Annotated in this window: 23 protein-coding genes and 3 tRNA genes; 10 read left to right on the top strand and 16 right to left on the bottom strand. The window is 67.6% G+C overall.

The window, feature by feature from the left end; all coding sequences use genetic code 11:
• Nucleotides 1–57: 57 nt before the first annotated feature.
• Together MARKY_RS07230 and MARKY_RS07225 are read right to left on the bottom strand one after the other, a co-directional pair.
• Nucleotides 58–633 (bottom strand): CPBP family intramembrane glutamic endopeptidase, encoded by a 576-nt coding sequence (locus tag MARKY_RS07230; protein WP_013704219.1) that lies wholly within the window; start codon nucleotides 631–633, stop codon nucleotides 58–60.
• Complete coding sequence (locus tag MARKY_RS07225) at nucleotides 626–2,524, bottom strand: alpha-amylase/4-alpha-glucanotransferase domain-containing protein (protein ID WP_013704218.1); 1,899 nt, start codon at nucleotides 2,522–2,524, stop codon at nucleotides 626–628. The genes MARKY_RS07230 and MARKY_RS07225 overlap by 8 nt, the downstream gene beginning before the upstream one ends.
• A gap of 123 nt (nucleotides 2,525–2,647) precedes the next feature.
• On the opposite strand from MARKY_RS07225, the gene MARKY_RS07220 reads away from it, so the two are divergent.
• The 7 genes from MARKY_RS07220 (at nucleotide 2,648) to lon (ending at nucleotide 9,239) form a co-directional block, all read left to right on the top strand.
• Nucleotides 2,648–2,724 (top strand) — tRNA-His (locus MARKY_RS07220).
• A 55-nt stretch (nucleotides 2,725–2,779) separates the two neighbouring features.
• A tRNA-Leu gene (locus MARKY_RS07215) sits at nucleotides 2,780–2,864 on the top strand.
• 108 nt (nucleotides 2,865–2,972) lie between these two features.
• Nucleotides 2,973–3,443, top strand: coding sequence for a hypothetical protein (locus tag MARKY_RS07210; protein ID WP_013704217.1), 471 nt, complete (start codon nucleotides 2,973–2,975; stop codon nucleotides 3,441–3,443).
• 200 nt (nucleotides 3,444–3,643) lie between these two features.
• Nucleotides 3,644–4,867: a trigger factor gene (gene tig, locus MARKY_RS07205; RefSeq protein WP_013704216.1), complete on the top strand. Its 1,224-nt coding sequence runs from the start codon at nucleotides 3,644–3,646 to the stop codon at nucleotides 4,865–4,867.
• A 120-nt stretch (nucleotides 4,868–4,987) separates the two neighbouring features.
• Nucleotides 4,988–5,572: an ATP-dependent Clp protease proteolytic subunit gene (locus MARKY_RS07200; RefSeq protein ID WP_013704215.1), complete on the top strand. Its 585-nt coding sequence runs from the start codon at nucleotides 4,988–4,990 to the stop codon at nucleotides 5,570–5,572.
• Nucleotides 5,559–6,782: an ATP-dependent Clp protease ATP-binding subunit ClpX gene (clpX, locus tag MARKY_RS07195; protein WP_013704214.1), complete on the top strand. Its 1,224-nt coding sequence runs from the start codon at nucleotides 5,559–5,561 to the stop codon at nucleotides 6,780–6,782. The genes MARKY_RS07200 and clpX overlap by 14 nt, the downstream gene beginning before the upstream one ends.
• Before the next feature lie 81 nt (nucleotides 6,783–6,863).
• Nucleotides 6,864–9,239 (top strand): endopeptidase La, encoded by a 2,376-nt coding sequence (lon, locus tag MARKY_RS07190; RefSeq protein WP_013704213.1) that lies wholly within the window; start codon nucleotides 6,864–6,866, stop codon nucleotides 9,237–9,239.
• Here lon and MARKY_RS07185 read toward each other — a convergent pair.
• Genes MARKY_RS07185 through miaB form a run of 3 tightly spaced genes read right to left on the bottom strand, consistent with a single transcriptional unit; the run spans nucleotide 9,236 to nucleotide 11,808 of the window.
• On the bottom strand, nucleotides 9,236–10,108 hold the full coding sequence (locus MARKY_RS07185) for an FAD-dependent oxidoreductase (protein WP_013704212.1): 873 nt from the start codon (nucleotides 10,106–10,108) through the stop codon (nucleotides 9,236–9,238). The two genes, lon and MARKY_RS07185, sit on opposite strands and share 4 nt — an antisense overlap.
• A 13-nt stretch (nucleotides 10,109–10,121) precedes the next feature.
• On the bottom strand, nucleotides 10,122–10,460 hold the full coding sequence (locus MARKY_RS07180) for a protein BatD (protein WP_148230412.1): 339 nt from the start codon (nucleotides 10,458–10,460) through the stop codon (nucleotides 10,122–10,124).
• A 10-nt stretch (nucleotides 10,461–10,470) separates the two neighbouring features.
• On the bottom strand, nucleotides 10,471–11,808 hold the full coding sequence (miaB, locus tag MARKY_RS07175) for a tRNA (N6-isopentenyl adenosine(37)-C2)-methylthiotransferase MiaB (protein WP_013704210.1): 1,338 nt from the start codon (nucleotides 11,806–11,808) through the stop codon (nucleotides 10,471–10,473).
• A gap of 132 nt (nucleotides 11,809–11,940) precedes the next feature.
• On the opposite strand from miaB, the gene MARKY_RS07170 reads away from it, so the two are divergent.
• Together MARKY_RS07170 and MARKY_RS07165 are read left to right on the top strand one after the other, a co-directional pair.
• Complete coding sequence (locus MARKY_RS07170; RefSeq protein ID WP_013704209.1) at nucleotides 11,941–12,750, top strand: MBL fold metallo-hydrolase; 810 nt, start codon at nucleotides 11,941–11,943, stop codon at nucleotides 12,748–12,750.
• 69 nt (nucleotides 12,751–12,819) lie between these two features.
• Entirely contained in the window at nucleotides 12,820–14,460 is a 1,641-nt protein-coding gene (locus MARKY_RS07165) for a CTP synthase (RefSeq protein ID WP_013704208.1), read from the top strand.
• Nucleotides 14,461–14,504: 44 nt separating this feature from the next.
• Here the strand turns inward: MARKY_RS07165 and MARKY_RS07160 are convergent, their stop codons facing one another.
• From MARKY_RS07160 to MARKY_RS07120, 9 genes are all read right to left on the bottom strand, one after another.
• Nucleotides 14,505–14,732: a hypothetical protein gene (locus MARKY_RS07160; protein ID WP_013704207.1), complete on the bottom strand. Its 228-nt coding sequence runs from the start codon at nucleotides 14,730–14,732 to the stop codon at nucleotides 14,505–14,507.
• Nucleotides 14,725–15,276, bottom strand: a complete 552-nt coding sequence (locus MARKY_RS07155) for a hypothetical protein (protein ID WP_013704206.1) — start codon at nucleotides 15,274–15,276, stop codon at nucleotides 14,725–14,727. Before MARKY_RS07155 ends, MARKY_RS07160 begins: the two co-directional genes overlap by 8 nt.
• Nucleotides 15,277–16,686: a 4Fe-4S binding protein gene (locus MARKY_RS07150; protein ID WP_013704205.1), complete on the bottom strand. Its 1,410-nt coding sequence runs from the start codon at nucleotides 16,684–16,686 to the stop codon at nucleotides 15,277–15,279.
• Nucleotides 16,683–17,036: a FixH family protein gene (locus MARKY_RS07145; protein ID WP_013704204.1), complete on the bottom strand. Its 354-nt coding sequence runs from the start codon at nucleotides 17,034–17,036 to the stop codon at nucleotides 16,683–16,685. The genes MARKY_RS07150 and MARKY_RS07145 overlap by 4 nt, the downstream gene beginning before the upstream one ends.
• A gap of 60 nt (nucleotides 17,037–17,096) precedes the next feature.
• Nucleotides 17,097–17,693: a response regulator transcription factor gene (locus MARKY_RS07140; protein WP_013704203.1), complete on the bottom strand. Its 597-nt coding sequence runs from the start codon at nucleotides 17,691–17,693 to the stop codon at nucleotides 17,097–17,099.
• Complete coding sequence (locus MARKY_RS07135) at nucleotides 17,690–18,592, bottom strand: sensor histidine kinase (protein ID WP_013704202.1); 903 nt, start codon at nucleotides 18,590–18,592, stop codon at nucleotides 17,690–17,692. The genes MARKY_RS07140 and MARKY_RS07135 overlap by 4 nt, the downstream gene beginning before the upstream one ends.
• 24 nt (nucleotides 18,593–18,616) lie before the next feature.
• Nucleotides 18,617–18,692 (bottom strand) — tRNA-Lys (locus tag MARKY_RS07130).
• A 118-nt stretch (nucleotides 18,693–18,810) separates the two neighbouring features.
• A complete protein-coding gene (locus MARKY_RS07125) occupies nucleotides 18,811–19,428 on the bottom strand; it encodes a superoxide dismutase (protein WP_013704201.1) in 618 nt (205 codons plus the stop codon).
• Between the two features lie 143 nt (nucleotides 19,429–19,571).
• Entirely contained in the window at nucleotides 19,572–20,972 is a 1,401-nt protein-coding gene (locus MARKY_RS07120; RefSeq protein WP_013704200.1) for a class II fumarate hydratase, read from the bottom strand.
• A 74-nt stretch (nucleotides 20,973–21,046) separates the two neighbouring features.
• Between MARKY_RS07120 and MARKY_RS07115 the strand changes: the two genes are divergently transcribed.
• Nucleotides 21,047–22,027: a YpdA family putative bacillithiol disulfide reductase gene (locus MARKY_RS07115; RefSeq protein ID WP_013704199.1), complete on the top strand. Its 981-nt coding sequence runs from the start codon at nucleotides 21,047–21,049 to the stop codon at nucleotides 22,025–22,027.
• Nucleotides 22,028–22,069: 42 nt separating this feature from the next.
• Here the strand turns inward: MARKY_RS07115 and MARKY_RS11960 are convergent, their stop codons facing one another.
• Nucleotides 22,070–22,597: a hypothetical protein gene (locus MARKY_RS11960; protein ID WP_013704198.1), complete on the bottom strand. Its 528-nt coding sequence runs from the start codon at nucleotides 22,595–22,597 to the stop codon at nucleotides 22,070–22,072.
• Nucleotides 22,598–22,661: 64 nt separating this feature from the next.
• Complete coding sequence (locus tag MARKY_RS07105; RefSeq protein WP_013704197.1) at nucleotides 22,662–23,063, bottom strand: nuclear transport factor 2 family protein; 402 nt, start codon at nucleotides 23,061–23,063, stop codon at nucleotides 22,662–22,664.
• Between the last annotated feature and the right edge of the window lie 16 nt (nucleotides 23,064–23,079).

Genomic DNA, 23,079 nt, shown 5'->3' with positions numbered 1-23,079 from the left:
ACCTCCCTGCGGCAGCATCATACCAAAAACGCGCCTTAGTGCTTGATTGAACGAGGATCAATGCGGATCAGGGTGGGACGAGTCCAGCATGGCGTAAAACCCCTTGGCGTTATACAAATAATGCGCCAGGATCCCCGGGATGAGGCTGCCTGTCACCGCGTACGTCACCCCAAACAGCACGCCGGCGAGGAACGTCCAGACCGGGTACGCCCAGGCGCGTCGATCGGAAACCGGGTGAAGCGCGGCGAAGACCCCGGCTTGCAGGAGAATAGCGCTCCCTCCCGGAAGGAAGCCTAATAAAAGGTTTTGCAGCCCTCCTCGGAAGAACACCTCCTCCGCGGTGCCGCTGAGCAGCGCCAGGGCAAGCCCGTGTGTATGCCCAAACCCGAGCCGCCGAAGGGCGCGCCCTAGCTGGCGCAGCATGCCTTCCGCCTGGTCCAAAGATCGCGGAAAGGCCCGGCGAAACACGCCTTCGAGGCCCACGAGCGCGCCGAACAGCGCCAGGAAGGCGACCGTGTCCCGAAAGGGATCCGGGCGTGCGACAAGGGCGTATCCCCCGAGCCCCATCCACACGAGCCCCACGAGCAGCAGCGTGGCTTGTAGCTGGAAAAGGAAACGAACGGGGCTACCCATGGCGCAACCGGAGCGTGACGCGGAACCGGCGGCTGCGGTTGGCCGATAAGCTCAGCGGGAAGACCAGCATCCAGCCGAACCCCTGGAACCACGCGGCTTTTTGCTGCGGCGCACGCGCCTGGATGGGGTAGTGCCAAAGCGCGGCGGGCCGGGAGCCGAACTCCAGGCAGGCCTCGAGGGGCACGGCCGCGTTCCGCCAGCAGGCGCGGGTCGCGTCGTGCGCTACCCACGGCGTTTCGACCGGGCGGGCGGCCCCATCCACCTCGAGCGCGACCGTGGCGGGGGTGGGCGCGGCGAAGTGCAGGTTCGTTGCGTAAAGCCCGTGGAACTCCAGGGCGCACAGATTCGCAAGGCGCCACTCAAACGCGATGGTTTCGTCGCGGTGCAGGACCCGAACCGTTTTCCGCAACCCTAGCTGTACCGGCGTTCCCTCCGGGGTTTGGAAGGTGCACTCGGCGCTCAGGGTGATGCGGTCACGGTACTTGGCGGCCTGGAATGCGGTTTCGTGAAACCCCGCTAGCGAGGTGCTGTCTCCGGAGAGGAAGGCCTCGAGGTCGGTCGTGTCCGGCCAGACGAAGTCGAACAGGCTGCGGGTGGGAAGGCCCGGCGCGGGGATCTGCGGTTCGGGGGGTTGAACCATCGCTGCGAGGAGGGGCCAAGCCACTTCGCGAACGTCCAGGGCGAACAAACTGCCCCCGTCGCGAGGGCGGAAGTACAGGTTAAGCGTGTGGCTTTCCGCGATGATCTCGGCCTCCCCGTCCTGATCGATGTCCTCCTGCTCGATCTCGAGCCAGGCGTACTTCCGGGGTTCGCAGGCGTTCTCCGCCTCGATCAAAGCGCGCCAGGCAGCGATCCGGATCTCCGGTCGGTAGACGCCCCCGGAGGCCGCCGGCCAGAAAGCGTCGGCGGCCTGAGCGCGGTACAAGGCGCGGTAGGCCTCCTCCGGAGGGCGTTTGGTTTCCTCTACCTTTTCGGAGACGTACCGCATCTTGGCCCAAAGGTCAAGCGCTTGTGGGTATCGGGAGAGGAAGTTATGGAAGGGCGCGCCGCGCATCACCCCGGTCGCCGCTTCTCCTAGCAACTCTCTACACTGTAGCCAACGCGCTTGGGTTTCTGGGGGGAGGGCCTGGCGCTCCAGCTCGAGATGCGCCGCGGCGGGCAGGTAGGCGCGGACGGCCGGCGCGTGCAGGGTCTCCCGCAAGAGCACCCACGTGTGCCCACTATCCAAAGCCTCGCGCAGGGTGCGCTCGAGGCGCTGGATACAACGCACGGACTCGGCGGGGACCGCCGCAACCCACAACCCTTCTGGAGGCAACTCGGGAAGGGAGGTGGATCCGCACAGGGCGGCGCTGAGGGCCTGAGTGATGGGGTAGACGCGCAGGAGGTGCGTGTCGTGCCCGGTGATGACCGGGGCGACGCGGGCCTGAGGGGGGAGGCCGGCCGCGGTAAAGGCCAGCTCGTCGAGCAGGGTATAGCGGTACCCGGCCGCGGTCAAGGCGCGCGCCAGGCAGGGCTCCCACACCCGCTCGGGCAGCCACGCGCCGAGTGCCTCCACCCCGAAGACCTCCTCGACGCGTTCGGCCATGTCCTCCAGCTGACCTTCCACGTCCCGCTCGGGTAAAAGCGGTAGCACCGCCTCGTACAGCGCGCCCCCGAGTACCTCCACGCGGTTTTGGGCGGCCAGCTGCGCGACGCGCTCGAGGAACTCGGGGTGGTGAGCCTCGAGCCAGTCGAGCAGGCTGCCGCTGTAGTGTAGGAGGACGTGGACTTGGGGGGTACGTTCGATCACCTCGAGGATGGGTCGGTACGTCGATTCGTAGGCGGCCGCGTATGTGCTGGATGGCGCGCCATAGGGTTGATGGTGGTGTAGGATTAGGGCTAACCGCGCCACGCTACCTCCGGTTTCGGGTCTTTGCACTTACTTTGGGCGTCTAGCCCTCCTCCTTAGTGTATTCGAGCGCGGGGCGCTTGACGCATTGGGGGTGAGCCTCTAAAATGGCGGGTGCTGGGCGTGGTGAGCGTAGCTCAGCTGGTTAGAGCACCGGTCTGTGGAACCGGGGGTCGTGGGTTCAAGTCCCATCGCTCACCCCAGATTAGCCACCCCGCGCGGGGTGGTATTCTTGAGAAAAGCGGCCCGGCGCGGCGCGCGAGGATGGCGGAATTGGTAGACGCGCCAGACTTAGGATCTGGTGGGGAAACCCGTGCGGGTTCAAGTCCCGCTCCTCGCACCAGGCGCCCGGGCCGCTTCTCCTGTTTCTAACGCCGCGCAACCGGGGCACGGTTGGGCCTTGGGGGGTACGTCACCTTGTGGTGAAGCCGCCCCCGGGTAGGCTTGGGGCGTGGTAGGGACGCGCTACGCGAAGCGAACGGGGATCGCTGTGCTTGTGGCCGGTCTTTCCCTCCTGCTGGGAGGGGCTTGGGCGGAGACCCCGCCGCTCGCTCGAGTGGAGGCCGGGGTGCCGGTAGCGTACTGGAACCCGGAGGACTTCTCCACCTACGTGATCCGCGAAGCGCGCGAGCGGTTTAGCGGGAGCGATAGGGCGGTGCTGATGATCCTGACCTGGGCGTTTCGTGCCGAGGACGTGGGCCGGTACCCGCTGGAGATGCTGACGCTCGCGCCGAGCGGGGAGGTGGGCGAGGAGGCTTTTGTCTTCGAGGTCACGCCGGGCATGATTGGTCGGCCCATCCGAACCTACTGGTTCATCAAGCTCAGTCCAGCTCTTGCTCGAGCCGAGGCTGGGGAGTGGGAGGTGTACTTCTTGTTTAACGGGGTGCGGGTGGGGCAGTACCGCTTCACGCTCGGGCCTTGACCCTAAACGGGCGCTGGAGTTGACGCTGGTAGGGGCTCGGAGTATGCTCAGTGCGCTGGAGGTGCCCTGGCGTTGGTGGGCACAGTGGGCCGAAGAACGCGGCCGCGACGACGTACGGGGGGCGGAACGTGAACCGGGCCGCGAGGGCTTAAGTCCGCTTCCGGAAAGGGGTCGGGCCGTTTCTGTTTGTGAGGTGTAGCATGGCGGAGATCCTGGAGCGCGAAGGGTATCGTGTGAAAATCAAGGTAGAAGTGCCGGCGGAGGAGGTCGCGCGCACCTACGAGTCCGTGGTCAAGGAGTATGCGAAACGGGTGCGCGTCCCCGGATTCCGTCCGGGCAAGGCGCCGCGCAAGGTCATCGAGGCCCGGATTGGGCGGGAGGCCCTGCTGGCCGAGGCGCGCGAGCGGTTGGTGGACCGCACGTATCCCGAGGCCGTCAAGGAACTCGAGCTCCTGCCGGTAAGCGCCCGCATCGTGGAGGACGAGACCAGCCCGGTGGAGGAAGGGCAGCCCTTCACCTACGTGGCTGAGGTGGAGAACTACCCCGAGGTGACGCTGCCCGACTGGCAGTCCTTCGCCCTCGAGGCCAAGCGCGTCGAGGTCACGGAGGAGATGGTCGCTGAGGCGCTCGAGCGCTTGCGTCAGCGCTACGCCGAGATCGTCACGGTGGAGCGGGAGGCGCGAGAGGGCGACCACGTGGTGATCGAGACCGAGGACGGCGCGCGCTTCCCGGTGGATCTTACGCGGGCACAGCCGCACGTGAAGGAGGCCCTCATGGGCGCCAAGGCCGGGGATGAGGTGCAGGTGCCCATCAAGGACGAAGAGGGGAACGTGACCCGCGAGGTCCGCACGAGGATCCTCGAGGTCAAGGAGGTGCGCCTCCCGGAGCTGGACGACGAGTTCGCCAAGACCGCTGAAGCGGAGAACCTGGAGGAGCTCAAAGGTAAGGTTCGGGAAAGCCTCGAGCGGCAGGCCGACCGGGAGTTCGCACAGGCCAAGAAAGACGAGTTCTTGGATAAGCTCGCGCAGGCCCTCGAGGTGGAGATTCCGCCTTCCATGATCGCGGAGGAGGAACGCCACCTCCTGCGCCACTTGGAGGAGGACCTTGCGCAGCGGGGCGTGCCCCTTCGGGACTACCTGAAGGACCTAGAGAAGGAAGGTAAGCTCGAGGAGTTCAAGCAGGACCTCCGCCAACAGGCCGAGCGTCGCGTGCGCCGGGGGTTGGCGCTGGAAAAGCTCGTGGAGGACCTGGGGGTGGAGCTGACCGATGAGGAGTGGAAGGAGCACCTCGCGGCGCTGGCGCGCTCGTACGGCATGACGCCTGCGGAGTTCCAGCGGGCGGTGGGGCCGACGGAACTGGAGCGGCAGCGGCTGGGCTTGCTGCGGGAGAAGGCGCTCGAGGAGGCCGTGAAGCGCCTGGGGTAACGCGGGGGCTCTTTCCGGCCCGGAATCGCGCTCGTCGGTTCCGGGCCAGGTTTGTATCGCCGTGAAATGCGGGTTTCGTTCCCTTTGGGCTCCGCGCAGGGGATAGAATAGGAGTCGGCTATGGTGGTTCCTTACGTAATCGAGCAGACCGCACGAGGCGAACGCGTCTACGACATCTACTCCCGCCTCTTGAAAGACCGGATCATCTTCCTGGGCACCCCGATCGACACCCAGGTCGCGAATACGGTGGTGGCCCAGATCCTGTTCCTCGAGGCGCAGAACCCCAACCAGGAGATCAAGCTCTACATCAACTCCCCCGGCGGGGAGGTGGACGCGGGCCTCGCGATCTACGACACCATGCAGTACGTGCGGGCCCCGGTCTCCACGATCTGCGTGGGGCTTGCGGCCTCCATGGCCGCGGTGATCCTGGCTGCGGGGGAGCCGGGGCGGCGGTACGCGTTGCCGCACTCCCGCGTGATGATTCACCAGCCTTGGGGTGGGGCTCGAGGCCAGGCTGCGGACATCGCGATTGAGGCCGAGCAGATCCTGAAGATGCGGGAGAACCTGAACAAGATCCTCTCCCAGCACACGGGCCAACCGTTGGAAAAAGTGACGCGCGACACGGACCGCAACTTCTGGATGGACGCCCAGATGGCTAAGGAGTACGGCATCGTGGATCAGGTGGTGAGCCGTGAAGCGGAGTAAGCCCACCTGCAACTTCTGCGGTCGCGCCCACCCTGAGGTGGAGCGCCTTTTGGAGTCGCCGGGAGGGGATACCTACATCTGCAACGAGTGCGTGGAGCGGGCGTACGACCTCCTCATGAGTTACGACGAGGAGGGGCGCGCCCGGTACCGCGGGCCGCGACACCTGCCGAAGCCCCAGGCGATCAAGGCGCACCTCGACCAGTACGTGATCGGCCAGGAGGAGGCGAAGAAGGCGCTTTCCGTCGCGGTGTACAACCACTACAAGCGCCTGATGTACGCCCAGCAGAAGGACGGCCTGGTCGACGAGATCCAAAAATCGAACATTCTCCTGATCGGCCCGACCGGAACCGGTAAAACCCTGTTGGCGGAGACCCTGGCCCGCCTCCTCGACGTGCCGTTCGCGATTGCCGACGCCACCACCCTGACCGAGGCGGGGTACGTGGGGGAGGACGTGGAGAACGTCGTGCTCCGGCTGCTGCAAGCCGCGGATTTTGACGTGGAGGCCGCGGAGCGCGGCATCATCTATATCGACGAGATCGATAAGATCGCCCGCAAGTCCGAGGGGCCCTCGATCACCCGCGACGTCTCGGGCGAGGGGGTGCAGCAGGCCCTCCTCAAGATCATCGAGGGCACCGTGGCTAACGTGCCGCCCCAGGGAGGGCGCAAGCACCCGCACCAGGAGTTCATCCCGGTCAACACGCGCAACATCCTCTTCATCCTCGGGGGGGCGTTTGAGGGACTCGAGGCCATCGTGAAAAGCCGCGTGGACGAGAGCCCCATCGGGTTCGCGGCGCGCAAGGCGAAGGACGAGAAGCCCGAGGTGATTCCCGAGGACCTGGTGAAGTTCGGCCTGATCCCTGAGTTCGTGGGGCGGGTGCCGGTCATCGTGCAGCTGGACCCGCTCGATGAGGAGGCGCTGGTGCGCATCCTCACCGAACCCAAAAACGCCTTGATCAAGCAGTACCAGGAGCTCTTCCGCATGGAAGGGGTGCGGCTGGAGTTCACCGAGGAGGCGTTGCGGGAGATCGCGCGCCGCGCGATGAAGCGCGGTACGGGAGCCCGCGGGTTGCGTGCGGTGATCGAGAAGGCCATGGTGGAGTTGATGTACGAAGCGCCGGGGTCCGGGGTGAAAGTGATCGTGTTTGACCGGGAGCACCTGGATCGCCCCTTGGCGGCGTTGGAGGCGGCGCGGCTGCACCAGGCCTCGTAGAACCCCGTGACCCGAGGGGTGTGTGCGCTTGAAGACCCTTTGCCTTAAACAAGGGTGGGTAGAATCGGTTTAGGAGGCAACATGCAACTTGAATTGCCGGTCATCCCCTTGCGGAACACGGTCATCCTCCCTCACGTGACCTCACCGGTCGACGTGGGGCGCGCGAAGTCCAAACGCGCGATCGAGGAGGCCATGGCCGCGGATCGGTTCTTATTTCTGGTGACGCAACGCGATCCCGAGGTGGACGATCCGTTGGGGAGTGACCTGTACGCCCACGGGGTGCTGGCCGCGATCAAGCAGGTCATGCGGTTGCCGGACGGCACGCTGCAGGTCCTGGTGGAGGCCAAGAACCGCGTGCGGATCCTGGATTACGTGCCTGCTCCGTACCTGCGCGCGCGGGGCGAGGTGTTGGCCGAACCCTCCCACTACGACGACGCGGTGGTCCGCGTGCTGATGCAGGAGGTTAAGGAAGCCTTCGAGCGTTACGTCGCTGCCAACAAGAACCTCCGGCTGGACCGATACCAGATCGAGGCGATCCAGAGCACGCTAGACCCCGTGGTCCTGGTGGGCATGGTGACCCAGCACGCCACCTGGAGCGTCGAGGACAAGATCAAGGTCCTCGAGGTCCAAGCCCTCGAGGAACGCCTGAAGCTCGTCCTCGGCTACCTGACGCGGGACCTCGAGCGCTTCGAGATCGACAAGAAGATCGCCGCTCGAGTCAAGGAGCAGATGGACCAGAACCAGCGGGAGTACTACCTGCGCGAGCAGATGAAGGCCATCCAGCGCGAGCTGGGGGGTGGGGAGGACCTGCTCGCGGAGGTGGACGAGCTGCGGGAGCGCATCGAGGCCAAAGGCATGCCGGAGGCGGTGAAGGAGAAAGCCCTGAAAGAGCTCCGCCGCCTCGAGCGCATGCAACCCGGGAGCCCCGAGGCTACCGTGGTGCGCACCTACCTCGACTGGTTGTTGGACGTGCCGTGGAGCGAGGCCCGGGAAGAGGTTCTGGACATCAACCACACGCGCAAGATCCTGGATGAGGACCATTACGGCCTCGAGGAGGTCAAGGAACGGATTCTCGAGTTCCTCGCGGTGCGCCAGCTCACGCAGGAAACGGAAGAGCGGAGCCGCGCGCCGATCCTGTGCCTCGTGGGGCCGCCCGGCGTGGGGAAGACCTCGCTGGGGCGGTCCGTCGCCCGCAGCATGAACCGCGCGTTCGTGCGCATCTCGCTGGGTGGTGTGCGGGACGAGGCTGAGATCCGGGGGCACCGGCGCACCTACATCGGGGCGTTGCCCGGCAAGATCATCCAGGGAATGAAGACCGCGGGAGTGATCAACCCGGTCTTCTTGCTGGACGAGGTGGACAAGCTCTCCTCCGACTGGCGGGGCGACCCGGCCTCGGCGCTGCTCGAGGTCCTTGACCCGGAGCAGAACCACGCCTTTCAGGATCATTACCTCGAGGTGCCCTACGACCTCTCCAAGGTTTTCTTCATCACCACCGCGAACACCCTCTCCACCATCCCGCGGCCCCTCTTGGACCGCATGGAAGTGATCGAGATTCCCGGCTACACCGCGCACGAGAAGAAGAAGATCGCCCGGTACTTCCTCTGGCCGCGGCAGCTTAAGGCCACGGGAATGGCGGACCGCATCGAGCTGACGGACGCGGCGTTGGACCGGGTGATCGCGGAGTACACCGAGGAGGCCGGGGTGCGGAACCTCGAGCGCGAGCTGAGCAAGCTTGCCCGCCGGGCGGCCAAGCAGTTCCTCGAGGAGCCCTGGGAGGGGGTGCGGACCGTGGACGCGGCCGACATCCAGGCTTACCTGGGCGTGCCCAAGCACCGGCCGGACCGGATGGAGGCTGAGCCCCAGGTGGGGGCGGCGCAGGGGCTGGCCTGGACCCCGGTGGGGGGGAAGCTCCTCACGGTCGAGGCCGTGGCCGTGCTGGGGACGGGCAAGCTGAACCTTACGGGGAACCTGGGGGAGGTCATGAAGGAGTCGGCCCAGGCTGCCCTTACGTACCTCCGCGCGCACGCGGACGCTTGGGGATTGCCGGAGGATTTCCACACGAAGTGGGACATCCACGTGCACGTGCCGGAGGGCGCGACGCCTAAGGACGGGCCGTCTGCGGGCATCACGATCGCAACGGCCATCGCCTCGGCGGTTACCGGCCGGCCGGTGCGGATGGATGTCGCCATGACGGGGGAGGTGACGCTCCGCGGGAAGATCCTCGCGATCGGGGGATTGAAGGAAAAACTCCTCGCCGCGCACCAGGCTGGGATCCGCAAGGTGATCCTCCCGCGTGAGAACGCGGCGGAGCTCGAGGAGATCCCGGAGGAGATCCGGGGAGAGCTCGAGATCACGCTGGTGGAGGAGGTCGGGGAGGTTCTGGGGCGGGTGCTTTTGCCGAAACCCCTGGTACTGCCGGCTGAGGCGGAACGGCCGGGCGCGCAACCGGGCGTCTAGAGGCGCGCTGCGAGCCGCTCGGCCCACAAGGGCGCGTAGAGAAACCCCGTGGAACCGAACCCGGTGAGGGCCCAGCCCTTACCGGGAATTTCTCGTAGGTGCAGGCCGTCCAACCGGTACCGCACGCCGCCCCACACGCCGACGGGGGTGGGGCGGAACCCGAGCAGCGCCTCGGCTTGCGCAAGAATCCAGGCGACCTCGCCGTGGGTGGGGGTGTGGGGCGCGTACCGGTCGGTGTGGGGACGGTAGCTTCCGCCCAGCGCGCACCCTGCGGCGAACACGCCCCACGAGCGGGCTTCAGGGAAGCGTTGATGCGTGAGGAGTAAGCTGCCCGCCGTGAACCGCCCCCCAAGGCCGGTGAGGGCCGCGCCGGACGCGCCGGTCGTGTACACGATGAGGGGGGCGGCGAGCTCCCGCCCGCTGGCGAGCCGCACGCGCCCAGCCGCTCCCGCCACCACCCGGTCCCGGATCACCTCGAGCCCCGCCGCGAGCCGAGCGAGGAGCGCTCGCGGCTCGAGCCAGAAGGCCTCCGGTAGGTACAGGGTGGAGCCTTCCCAGCGGTACGCTACGGCGCGTTCGCGCAGCCGAGCGTCCCACCGGGCTTGGGCCTCAGGGGGCACGGGACGTCGGAGGCCCGGGTGCACGGGCACGAAGCGCGGGTAGAAGCGCCAGGCGGCCTCGAGGGCCGTTTCCGCTTCAGGCGCGATCGCGCCCCTGCGGCCGCGCACCGGGTTCACGAGCGCGACCGGGACGCGGCTGGCCTCGCCGAGGGTGGGGCTGACGACCGTGACGCGAAGCCCTTTGCGTTGGAGAGCGTCCGCTGCAGCTAGGCCTGCGATGCCGGCCCCTACCACGATCGCGTCGGCCATTGCCGCAGACCTCCTACCGGGCGGTGGGGTCGTTGTAGAAGCGGTACCCGTCCCCGTCCGCTCGGCAGAGCCCGCGGGCGCAGAGCGCCTCGAGGGTAGCACGGGCCTCGTGGGGGTTCAGGCCGGCTTGGGCGAGCTCGTCGACGGTGATGCGCCCGCCACGCCGCCACGCGAGGCGCATCGCGAGGCGCTCTCGGGCGTTTGGGGGTAGGCCTTGGCGCACGAGGCGCTGGTGCCAGCGCAGGACCAGCCCCGCGAGCGCTAGCCCGATCCCGAGGGAGGCCCAGAGGTTCGCGCTCGTGAACCAGAGGGTCGCGAATCCCAGCATAGCGGCGGATGCAGCGAGGATCACGCCTTGCATCTCACATCACCGTGAGCGGGATCGTGGTGGGGGCGGTGCTGCCGACCACCTCGCCGTAGAGCAGGTGGGGGGTGGCCTGTTTGATCTCGACCTGGTACAAGCCCGGCTCGGGGGCTTGCGCGGCGGGGACAAGGACCGGATGGTTGCCGCGGTCGTGCCCCTCGGCGTACCCGTCTTCTTTAGCCGTGCCGCGCACCAGCACCTCCACGACCCGGCCTTCCCAGCGTTTGTTCTTGCGGTAGCTCCACTCCTTTTGCTTTTCGATGAGACGCTGGAGCCGCGCGACCTTCACCTCGCGGGGCAGGTCCTGGAAGTGCCGCGCGCTCGGGGTGCCGGGCCGCGGCGAGTAGATGAACATGTAGGCGTGATCGTACCCCACCTCGTCGTACAGGGTAAGGGTCTCCTCGAAGTCCGCCTCGGTCTCTCCGGGAAAGCCCACGATGATGTCGGTGGAGAGCACCACGTCCGGCAGGGCCTCTTTGATCGCGCGGACGCGATCCAGGTACCATTCGCGCCGGTACTCGCGGCCCATGCGGCGCAGCACCCGGTTCGAGCCGGACTGGACCGGGAGGTGGATGTAGCGGCACACCTGGGGGGTCTCCGCGATGGCCTGGATGATATCGTCGGTGAAGTTTACCGGGTGGCTGGTGGTGAACTTGATGCGGGGAATCCCGATCTGCCCGACCATTCGTAACAACTCCGCGAACGAGGGGTAGCCGGGCTGGTCCTTCCCGTAGGAGTTCACGTTCTGGCCGAGCAGCGTGACCTCGAGGACCCCGGCCGCCTTAAGGCGTTCGATTTCCTCCAGGATCAGGTCGGGGTGGCGGCTGACCTCAGGGCCGCGGGTCTTGGGGACGATGCAGTAGGTGCAGTGGTGGTTGCACCCCCGGATGATGCTCACGAACGCGGAGAGCGTGCCTTTGGGGGGCGGGGGGACGTAGGTGTTCACCTCGTCCCGGAAGGTCAGGTCCCAGAACTTGTCGTGGCTTTCCAGCGCCTTGGCGATTTGGGTGATGGCGCCGGGGCCCAGGAGGATGTCCACGTCGAACTTCTTCGCGATCTCCTGGCCTTCCTCGAGCTGCGCCACGCAGCCCATCATGCCCACGAGGAGGGGGCGGCGTTCCTTTTCCTTGCGCAGCTTTCCGAGCAGGCTCTTGACCTTTTCCACGGGTTTGCCGCGCACCGCGCAGGTGTTCACCAGGACGAAGTTAGCGTCCTGGATCGTGTCCACGAACTCCGCACCTAGGCTCGCGAGCTCGCTTTGCACCAGGTGGGTGTCGTACTCGTTCATCTGGCAGCCGAAGGTGATGAGGTGGGCTCGAAGGTTTGCGTTCGACATGCTACCTCCTGAGGAGGGCCGGGGGGATCCCGGGTCCTCTTTATCTCAAGTAGCATACGCCATACGCACGGTGTAAACCAAGCCGAGCCTTCCCTAAAAGATTTACCGAGTAAAATGTTATACTCGGTTAAAATGATGGGGCGTTTGGGCACGGTTGAAGGGGTACGCCTGGGCACCGTCTTCTCCCGCCGGATGGGGTACACGGTCTGGGTGTACCGGTACAAAGGGGTGTTGATCGACACCGGGTGCCGCTGGACAGCGCACCGCCTCGCGCGTCTCGAGGCCGAGGCGGCCTTCCTCACCCACTGGCACGAGGACCACTCGGGCGGCGCCCAGGCCCTCACGCGGCGAGGCGTACCGGTGTACGCCGGTCGGGAGACCGCCCAGCGAGTGCGACGCATCCACGAAGCGCGCATCCCCTTCTACCGCCACCTCACCTGGGGGCGGCCCCACTCTGCGCCCGTACAAACGGCGGAGGCGCGGTTCGCAGGGTTTTGGCTCGTCCCCACGCCTGGCCACACCCCCGACCACACGGCCCTTTTTGACCCGGAGGCCGGACTGATTTTCACCGGGGACCTGTACCTGGGTCGCCGGGCCCGGTTTGCGACCCCGGAGTTCGATCTCGAGGCGCTCCTCGAGAGCCTGGATCGGGTGCTCGAGCTCAAGCCCCACCGCCTGTACTGCGCGCACGCCGGCCTCGTGGAAGACCCTAGCGCGGCCCTTAGGGCCAAGCGCGACTGGTTGTTGAAGCTGATCGACGCGGCTGGGGCACTGGGGCGTAAGGGGTGGCCTGTGCGGGAGATCAGCCGGAAGCTCTTGGGGCCGGAGCCGTTGGAGCGGCACGTAAGCCGGGGCGAACTCTCGCAGGAGGCGCTCATCCGCCAAGCGGTCGATCTGGCCTTAGGGAAGAACCGGGACGGTAGCAGTATACCACCCGCCTAGACCGTGTGCGCCGGGGCGGTAGGGGGAGGGGCGGACGTGGTAGGCTAGAGCCCCGGAGGTTTTGGGGGCATGAAATACATTTTCGTTACCGGCGGGGTCGTGAGTTCTCTGGGGAAGGGCATCGTGACCTCGTCGCTCGGAGCGATTCTTCGGGCGCGCGGGTACCGGGTTACCGCGGTCAAGATCGACCCGTACATCAACGTGGACGCGGGGACGATGCGCCCGTATGAGCACGGGGAGGTCTTCGTTACCGCGGACGGCGCCGAGACCGATCTGGACATCGGGCATTACGAGCGCTTCCTGGATCGGGACCTCTCCCGCGGTAACAACATCACCACCGGCCAGGTCTACCTCTCGGTGATCCAGAAGGAGCGGCGGGGCGAGTACCTCTCCCAGACCGTGCAGGTCATCCCGCACATCACCGACGAGATCAAACGCCGCATCCGGCAGGTCGCCGAGGCGCAGCAGGCGGAGATCGTGGTGGTCGAGGTGGGCGGCACGGTGGGGGATATCGAGAGCCTGCCCTTCCTCGAGGCCATCCGCCAGTTCCGCTTCGACGAGGGCCCGGAGGACACGCTCTACATTCACCTGACCCTCGTGCCGTACCTGCGGACCTCCGAGGAGTTCAAGACCAAACCCACCCAGCACTCGGTCGCGACCCTGCGCGGGGTTGGGATCCAACCGGACGTGATCGTGGTGCGCTCCGAACGCCCCTTGCCCCCCGAGGTGCGCAAAAAGATCGCGCTCTTTACGAACGTGCACCCGGACGAGGTCTTCTCTAGCCACGACGTGGAGCACCTGTACGAGGTTCCCCTGATCCTCGAGGAGCAGGGCCTGGGGAAGACGGTGGAGCGCAAGCTCGGCCTGGAGAAGGTCCTGCCGAACCTCTCGGTCTGGCAGGACGCGGTGCGCGTGCTCAAAGAGCCGGAAGAGACCGTCCGCATCGGCATCGCGGGGAAGTACGTGCAGATGCCGGACGCGTACCTCTCCCTCCTCGAGGCCCTCAAGCACGGGGGGCTCAAGAACCAAGCGCGCGTCGAGATCAAGTGGGTAGACGCAGAGGGGCTCGCGAATGGGGATCTTGAGGAGGCCTTCCGCGACGTGGACGGGATCCTCGTGCCCGGGGGGTTCGGCGTGCGCGGAATCGAGGGGAAGGTGCGCGCCGCGCAGTATGCCCGGGAGAACGGCGTGCCGTACCTGGGGATCTGCTTAGGCCTCCAGGTCGCGGTGATCGAGTTCGCCCGGAACGTGGCGGGCCTGGAGAAGGCCAACTCGACCGAGTTCGACCCCTACACCCCGCACCCCGTGATCGACCTGATGCCCGAGCAGCTCGAGGTCGAGGACTTGGGCGGCACGATGCGCTTAGGCGACTGGCCGATGCAGATCAAGCCGGACACGCTCCTAGCCCGGGTGTACGAAGGCAAACCGTTGGTGCGCGAGCGGCACCGCCACCGTTACGAGGTGAACCCGGCGTTCGTGGACCGCCTCACCCAGGCCGGGCTCGTGGTCTCGGGGGTCACGCCCGGCATGGAGGGGCGCGGCGAGGGGTTGGTGGAGGCGATCGAGCTGCCGGACCACCCCTTCTTCCTCGCGCTGCAGTCCCACCCCGAGTTCAAAAGCCGGCCCATGCGTCCGAGCCCGCCCTTTGCGGCTTTCGTCGCGGCGGCCATCGCACGCAAACGCAAGACGCGGGTGCTTGCAGAGGGGTAAGGCCTGACCCCTAGCCCCGCGCCCGGAGCCTCCGGGCGCGGGGCTTAACGTTCGCCCTTAGAGCGGGGCCCCTTGGCGCGCGCGGCGCGGTACAACAGGTAGGCGATCCCACCCACCAGCACGAAGGGCACGAGCCCCACGATGGGGATGACCCACCAGTTCTGGCCGAGCCCCTCGAGCTTGAGGTGCGTCGCGTACCCCGGGTTGAGGAGGCCCGATCCCGCACCGAGCCCTACCAGAAGGGCCCAGCCGCAACGATTGAGGTTACGCATCCTTCCTCGAGTATACGCGCCTGGCGCGCTGCGCAGCGAGGGCCAGCCCCGCGCCGAGCGCTACGGGGAGCCAGAGCCAGGCGAGCGCCCGCGTTAGCCACGGCGTGGGGGTAGCGGTGGCTGGGAAGACGAGCGTCAGCACCGCACCTCCCGTGGGCAAGGGCAATCGTACGGGGGCGCTGGCTAAGGCGGTCTCGCCGGAAAAGCTCGTGTCCGCGAGGACCAGCAGGAAGGCCGTCGGGGGGGAGGCGATCCGCGCCGTATAGACCCCGGGCGTGGCTTCCCGCAACGCTTGCCGCGCGACGATCCCGGAAAGCTGGGGACGGCCCCGGACCGTTCCCCCTGGCAAGGACGCCCCCGCCTCGAGCAGGAGGGCCTCCACCCGCGCGTCCAGCACCGGTTGCTCGCTTTGTTCCCCGACGAAGGCCGCGCTGATGTGGAGGTACCCATCGCTGATCCAGAGCGTGACCTTGGCCGTTACGGGCTCGGCGTGCGCCAACGCGAGACCGGCAAGGATGAGCCAGGCGATCGCCAACCGCCGCATCTAGATCCCTCCCGAGGGGGACGGGGCGAGCAGGGTGCCCCGCATCTCCATGGGTTGCGCCAGGACCCACAGCGTGAGCGCGGCCAGGTAAACGAGCAGCGCCAGGACCGGTAGGGCCGCGTACCCCCGCCCGAGCGCGAGGCTTCGCCGCACGAGGACGTAACTCGAGGCGGCCAGCCCCGCGTAGATCGCGAGCGCCGCGGTGGGGAAGAGGAGGGCTTCAGGCACCTGAGCGGCGAGCGCCCAGTCCGGCCTTCCCGGGTAGAGGCCCAAACGGCCCAGGGCTTGTTGGGTGACCGGCACGATCGAAGCCCACCCGGTGAGGAAGTGGTAGGCGTAGTGCGCGCCCCACACGGCGAAGGCCATGGGAAGGTACCCCGCGCCCCAGCGGCGCACGGCCTGTAGGGGGCGCTCGTGGATTCCCGCGAGCCAGCTCGAGAGCAGGCTGAGTCCCACGCTGAGCAGGCCCGCGATCCCGACCCACGCGGCGAAGATGACGCCGAGCAGCACGCCCTCGTGGGTCGTGCCGAGCGCGCGGGCCAGCGCTTCGGCCAGCGCGTAGTAGGGGGGGACCATCGCGAAGGCGTTCATGACCCCGGCGAATAGGAGCAGCGCGCCGAACAGCGCCCAGTCCGGCCGGTAACGGGCCGTAACCCACTCGCGCACGGGGGACCGGACCTCGAGGGCTACGTTGTCGTAGGGGCAGGCCCGCACGCAGTTGAGGCAGAGGGTGCAGTCCGTGTTGCTCTGGATCTGCGGCACGAACAGGCGGGTTTCGCACCCCGGGTACGCCGCGCCCCGGCCGTTGACGCAGTACTTGCCCTCGCAGGTAAGGCAACGGGCGGGGTCGCGCGCGGTGATCTGGGTGGGGGACGCGGTGGCAAGCGCGAAGTTGAAGTTCCCGAGGGGACAGACGTACTTGCAGAACGTGCCCGAGGGGAAGATGGCGTTCACCACCAGAGCCGCGCCGAAGTACCCCAGGATCAGCCAGGCCGTGAGCCAGGGGCTCGCCCAGAGGTCCCAGTACTCGTAGGCGAAGAGGTAGAGGAGGGTGAGCCCCAGCACCCCGTACTTATTGCGGAGCCGTCGGGGCCAGCGCCATTCGGGCAGCCAGCGTTTGAGCGCCCGGCTCGCGCCCCGCGTGAGCATCAAGGGGCAGGCCGCACAGAACACGTTGCCCAGCAGGGCGATCGCGAGCACCACGAGCCCCCGGTAGTGCAGCCATACGGAGACGGTCGCGAGGTTCTTGGGGGCGAGCTGACGGCCCGTGAACCCGTCGAAAAGCGCGAGGAGGGCGAGGAGGAAAAGCGGCAACTGCAGGACGAACCGGCTGTAACGCCACCGGACGAAGCGGCGTACCAGGGGCAGGCGCAACAGGTCCCAGCGGCGGGTGGGGGCTGGTTGGATCATGGCACGGTCAACCGTACTTCCTGCTGGTAGGTTCGGCCGTTCGCGTCCGTAGCCTCGACCGTGAGCACCCAGTCGCCCCGCATGGTGAAGCGGAACCCCTGGGTCTCCCAGACGCCCGGCCGCGTCTCGCGGGCTTCGGCGATGACCGGCTGCATGCCCGCGTGCGTCATGTCCCCGGTCACGGTCAGGGTCTGCACCCGAAGGTCCTCGGGCGGGATGACCTGCACAACCGCGGGGCCCACGCGCGGCGGCCAGGGGTGGACCTCCACCTTCGCTTCAAGCGCAGCGGGGCCTGTGGGACGACAGGCTGTGAGGGTAAGGAAGGTCAGGAGAAGGATTCGCGTGCGCATACCCGTACCTCCACGCGGCACCCTAGCGAGTCCCTCGCGAGGTGGGAAGGGACGGGGGACCTAAGAGAATTTCTTACCCGACGGGGGGGTGAGCCCGGTGTGGTACAGGGCAGCGAAGCGCACGAGGGCCTGCGCGCTCTTCAGGCCCAGCTTGAACATGAGGCGCCGGCGGTGCGTGTACACGGTCTTCTCCTCCACGCCGAGCCGCTGGGCGATCTGGGCGGTGCTGAGCCCCTCCCCCAACAGGGCCAGGACCTGCTGTTCCGTGGGGGAGAGCCGGTCCGTGTACGGGAGGGACCGCGCTGGTCCCTTGAGCTCGACGAGCGCTTGGCGGAGCGCGTCGGGCGGGTCGGCTTTGGAGAGGAAGGCCACGGCACCGAGGGCCGCAGCGCGGCGCTGGAACGCGGGTTCGTCGTAGGCGGTGAGGATCACCACGGGCAGGTCCGGGTGCCGCCGGGCGATCTCCTCGAGGAAGCCCAGGCCGTGCCCGTCGGGCAGGGAGAGGTCCAGCAAAACGCGTTCCGCCCAGGCCAGCCGCTCCCGTGCCTCAGCGATGCAGCCGGCGGTCCGCACCTGGGCGTCGGGAAGGACCTCGCGGAGGAGGCGCGTGAGCCCCTCGCGTACCAGGTGGTGGTCCTCCACGAGAAGGATCTTCACGGCTCAAAACTCCTTTCCCGCGGCCAGGCCGCGATCAGGGCCGTACTGCCCCGGCGCGACCGCTTCCATTCCAGTCGGCCGCCCAATAACCGCAATCGGGCGCGGAGCAGCTCGAGCCCCTGGCCTTCCCGCAGCACCTCGCCATGCCCGTCGTCTTCCACGCGCACCGTGACCTCCGTCCCGCCCGTGACGCGCACCCAGGCCCGGCCGGCCTCCCCGTGGCGTTTGGCGTTATGGAGGGCGTGCTGCACGATCCGGTAGGCCTCGAGCCGGGCCTCCGGGTCCAGCGTGCCTTCCACATGGGCGGTGACGGACAGGCCCAGCTGTTCGCCGAGCTCGGTGAGGGCGTCCTCGAGGGGCAGGTGCTCCAGGGCGGGGGGCATGAGGCCCCGCGTGGCGGCGCGCAGCACCGCTTCCGCCTCGGCGAGCGCCGCGAGAGCACGGTCCCGGTCGCCTTCCTCGAGGGCCCAGCGGGCCGCGAGGAGAGATTGGATCGCGCCGTCGTGCAGCTCGCGGGCCAGCCGGGCGCGCTCGAGCTCAAGGAGGCGCACCAGGTCGCGCTGTAGCTCGAGCAGGGTGTTGATCCGCGCGACGACCCGGTCCGCGTGCGCTTCGCCTACGGGGGCTAGGCGCTCCTTTCCGGAGAGCAGGGCGTTTAGGGCCGCCTCGAGGCGCACCCAGGGGCGCAGCACGCGGCCGAGGACCAGTAGGGCGGTGCCGCCGCCCAGGCTGGCCGCGAGGAGGGCCGCGGTCATGTCCACGGCGGCGTGGTGGGTGGCGTAGAAGGCGCGTAGGGGGGGGCTGGCGCTTGCGGCGGCTTGCAGCAAGAGGAGGAGGAGGGGCGCGAGGTACGCGAGGCCGGCTCCGAGGATGATGGCGCGGTAGGCTCCCCGTCGCACGCCCTCCAGCCTACCAAATGAAAATGGTGGGCCGCACAGGACTCGAACCTGTAACCCACCGATTAAGAGTCGGTTGCTCTACCAATTGAGCTAGCGGCCCACGAACGCCTCCGGGCTTCGCCCGAAGCACGCTTAGAAGTCTAGTCGGTGACGGGGTTTCTGTCAAGCCTCGCCGGTACGAAAAACCGCCGGGCTTTTGCCCGGCGGTTCGTGAGGACTTACTTCGCCGCCTCGTACTTCTGAGCGACCACGTCCCAGTTCACCACGTTCCAGAAGGCCTGGATGTACTCGGGACGGCGGTTCTGGTACTTCAGGTAGTAGGCGTGCTCCCACACGTCCAGGCCCAGGATGGGGGTGAAGCCCTGCATGAGGGGGCTGTCCTGGTTCGCGGTCGAGAAGACGTGCAGCTTCCCGAAGGCGTCCACCGCGAGCCAGGCCCACCCCGAGCCGAAGCGGGTCGCCGCAGCCTTAGCGAACCGCTCCTTGAAGGCCTCGAACGAGCCGAAGGTCTCCTGGATCGCCTGGGCCAACGCCCCGGTGGGTTCACGGCTCCCGCCGGGCGCGATCACCTCCCAGAAAAGGCTGTGGTTCGCGTGCCCGCCGCCGTTGTTGCGCACCGCGGTCTGGATCTCCTCCGGCAGGGCCGCCAGGTTCCGCAACAGGGCCTCCAGGCCCGCCCCGTGCAGGTACGGGTGCTTCTCCAGAGCGGCGTTCAGGTTGTTCACGTACGCCTGGTGGTGCTTGGTGTGGTGGATCTCCATGGTGCGCGCGTCGATGTGCGGCTCGAGCGCGTCGTAGGCATAACCGAGTTCGGGTAGCTTAAACGGGTACCCCATGCGTCTTCCCTCCCTATGAGCGGCCCCCGCCTCGGAAGGGGCCGGATGGCGATATGGTTCGGGCCGCCGAGGCGCGGCCCCCAGGCTTTACAGCCGAGAATCAGCCTAACAAGCTGCGAAGCATTTAGGTGTGCACCAGGCCACTACTCCTTGGCGACCCCAGGCTCGGTCATGCGGCGCGGGTCGAGGATCCGGTTGAGCTCCTCCTCGGGCAGCACCTTCTCCTCGAGGCAGATCTCGCGCACGGTGCGGCCTTCCTTCACGGAGCGCTTGGCGATCTCCGCGGCGCGGTCGTACCCGATCACCGGCGCGAGCGAGGTCACCATGCTGAGGGACCACTCCACGTACCCTTCGGCCCGCTCGCGGTTGGCCTCCATCCCCCGCACGGCCTTCTCGGTGAACACGCGCACCGCGTTCCCCAGGAAGGTAACGGACTCGAGCAGGTTCCGCGCGATGACGGGCATCATGACGTTGAGGTCCAGGTTGCCGTGCGTGTTCGCGACCTGTACGGTCACGGCGTTCCCCATGACCTGGGCGCACACCATCATGAGGGCCTCGGCGATCACGGGGTTGACCTTGCCAGGCATGATGCTCGAGCCGGGCTGCACCGCGGGCAGCTGGATCTCCCCGAGGCCGCAGCGCGGTCCGGAGGCCAGCCAGCGGATGTCGTTCGCGATCTTCATGAGGCTGGTGGCCACGGTGGAGAGCTGCCCGGCGAACTCCGCGGCGGCGTCCTTGGAGTGCTGCGCCTCGAAGTGGTTCTCCGCCTCCCGGAAGGGCAGCCCGAAACGCTCGGCGAGTTTCGCCGCTACGCGCCGGCCGAACTCGGGGTGGGTGTTGATCCCGGTCCCGACCGCGGTGCCGCCCTGGGCGAGCTCGTAGAGGCGGGTGAGGCTGTCCTCGAGCCGCTGGATGCCGAGCTCGACCTGGCGGGCCCAGCCCGAGGCCTCCTGGCCCAATCGGATGGGGGTGGCGTCCATCAGGTGCGTGCGGCCGATCTTGACCACGTCGTCCCAGGCCCGGGCCTTCTCGAGCAAAGCCGCGTGCAACTCGCGCAGGGCGGGCAGCAGCGTCCGGTGGGTTTCGAGGGCGACCGCGACGTGGATCGCGGTGGGGATGGTGTCGTTGGAGGACTGGCCGAAGTTCACGTGGTCGTTCGGGTGAACCGGTTCCTTGCCGCCGCGCTTGCCGGTGAGGATCTCGTTCGCGCGGGAGGCGATCACCTCGTTGGCGTTCATGTTGCTCGAGGTGCCGGACCCGGTTTGGAAGATGTCCACCACGAACTCATCGTCGAGCTTGCCCTCGATGACCTCCTCGGCGGCCTGCATAATGGCCTTAGCCCGGGTCTCGTCGAGCAGGCCGAGCTCGAGGTTCGTCGCGGCGGCGGCGTGCTTGATGGCGCCTAAGGCCTGGATGAAGGTGCGGGGGAAGCGCAGGCCGCTGATGGGGAAGTTGGCCACCGCACGGGCGGTCTGCGCGCCGTAGTACGCGTCCTTGGGGACCTTCAGCTCGCCCATCGAGTCGCGTTCGATGCGGTATTCCATAGCGTGTTTCATTCTACCCGCGAATCGGGGTGCGCTGACGGTCCAGGGCTTGGGAAGCCGGTAACATGGAAGACATGTTGGACCTGGTTGTGGTTGGCGCCGGACCGGTCGGGATCGCTGCGGGGATCGAAGCGAAGCGCAAAGGGCTCGCCGTGCGGTTATTGGAGCGCGGCACGGTCGCGCACACGGTCTACCGCTTTCCCTTGGACATGGTGTTTTTCAGCGAGGCGCGCAAGATCGAGGTGGGCGGGCACCCCTTCGTGAGCCTCGGTCCGAAACCCACGCGCAAGGAAGCCCTGACCTACTACCGGCGGGTGGTGGAGGCCGAGGGGCTGGAGGTCTGGACCTACACCGAGGTCACGCGCCTCGAGGGGCGCGAGGGCGCGTTCCGCGTGCACTACCGGGACCGAGAAGGGGAGGGGAGCCTCGAGGCCCGGTACGTGCTCGTCGCGACCGGGTACTTCGACGCCCCGAACCGGCTGGGGGTGCCGGGCGAGGAGTTGCCGCACGTCACCTACCGGTACACCGAGGCCGCGCCGTACTGGGGGCGGCGGGTCGTGGTGGTCGGCGGCTCGAACAGCGCGGTGGAGACCGCGCTCGACCTGTACCGCGGGGGCGCGCGGGTGACGCTTGTGCACCGGGGGCCCAGCGTGCGCCCGGGGGTGAAGTACTGGCTGCGTCCGGACTTCGAGAACCGTGTAAAAGAGGGTGCGATCCAGGCGCTCTATAACGCGCGGGTGACGGAGATCACCCCGCGGGCGGTCGTGGTGGAGCGGATGGGGGAACGCCTCGAGGTGCCCGCGGACTTCGTGGTGATCCAGATCGGGTACCGCGCGGTCGACGACCTGATCCGCAACGCCGGCGCGCGCTACGAGGGGGACAAGCCGCTGCTCAGCGAGGCGTTTGAGACGAGCGTGCCCGGCCTCTTCGTCGCCGGGTCCGCGGGGTTCGGGGCCAACACCCGCACCGTCTTCATCGAGAACGGCCGGGAGCACGCGGCTCAGGCCGTCGCGGAGATCGCCCGGCGGCTCGAGGCCGCCGGGGTGGAGGGCTAGGCCCCTGGGCCAGCCCTGGCCCAGGGGCGCGCCAGGCTTGGGCTACTCGTTTTCCTCTTCCTCCTCGAGGGTGCGCGTGGGGCTTGTCTTGAGGTTGAAGTTGAGGTAGGCCTCGACCGGTTGTTCCGGGAGCGTGTACTCGATGTAGGGATAGCCGGTGGCGGCGTGGCAGGCGTTGCACCCGGCGACCGCCTCCTCGAAGCGGGTCTCGAAGGCGTCCCAGTCCTGGGTTTCGATGGCCTCTTCGAGGGGGTCGAGGTAGGTGCGCTCGAAGGTGCTCAGCATCGCGGCTTTACCCGGACGGGTGACCTCGCCGACCTCCTGGATCTCGATGGCCTCCTTGAGCTGGTACTGGGCCAGCGCCCAGTTGCCACCCCGGGCGGCGAAGTACAGGTCGGTGAATCGGTTGCCGTACTCGATCATCACCGTGCCAAGCCCTGGCTGGATCGAGGCCAGCGCGTCCACGCGCGCCTCCAGGCTGCCCTCGTAGATGTCGCGCGCCTTCCCCGCGAAAACGACCAGCGCAACCATGGCCAGCACCCCTATCAGGCCGAGCGCGCCTTTCTTCATGGTTGTCGCCCCCTTTCGAACCCATCCTAGGGCTCATTGAGGGGCAGGGCTAGAGACAAATGTCTCAAGGTGCGGGGTGGGGCGGCGACGCGCCGGGGCTTTTGTGGACGTGCACGACCTTCCAGCCCTCGGAAAAACGCACCAGCACGCGGGTCTCGTTCACGGTTTTGTGCTCCACGCCGTGCTCGCGAGCGATCGTGAAGAGGAGGGTGTAGCTGGCGATCGCGGTGGTGCCGTAGCGCTGGAGCCGGGGCTCGAGCAGGTCGTACCGCCAGTCCTGGCCCGCCCCGGCCCAGTCGTGCTCGATCATGAAGCGGTGGAACTCGAGCCCGTCGAGGCGGTGCGGGGTGACGAACCACTCGTAAACCGCGAGGTCCGGCGCGGTGGTCTCCGCGTAGGTCGCGTAATCCCCCGCGAAGATGGCGGAGAGGTGGCGGTGTAGGGTATCCCAGATTTCTTGCTCCATACCTCAGCCTATCCCG

Origin of the sequence: Marinithermus hydrothermalis DSM 14884 (genome assembly GCF_000195335.1) — a bacterium.
In the GTDB taxonomy this organism is placed as follows: Bacteria; Deinococcota; Deinococci; order Deinococcales; family Marinithermaceae; genus Marinithermus; species Marinithermus hydrothermalis.
This window is presented reverse-complemented; position numbering and strand designations above follow the sequence as displayed.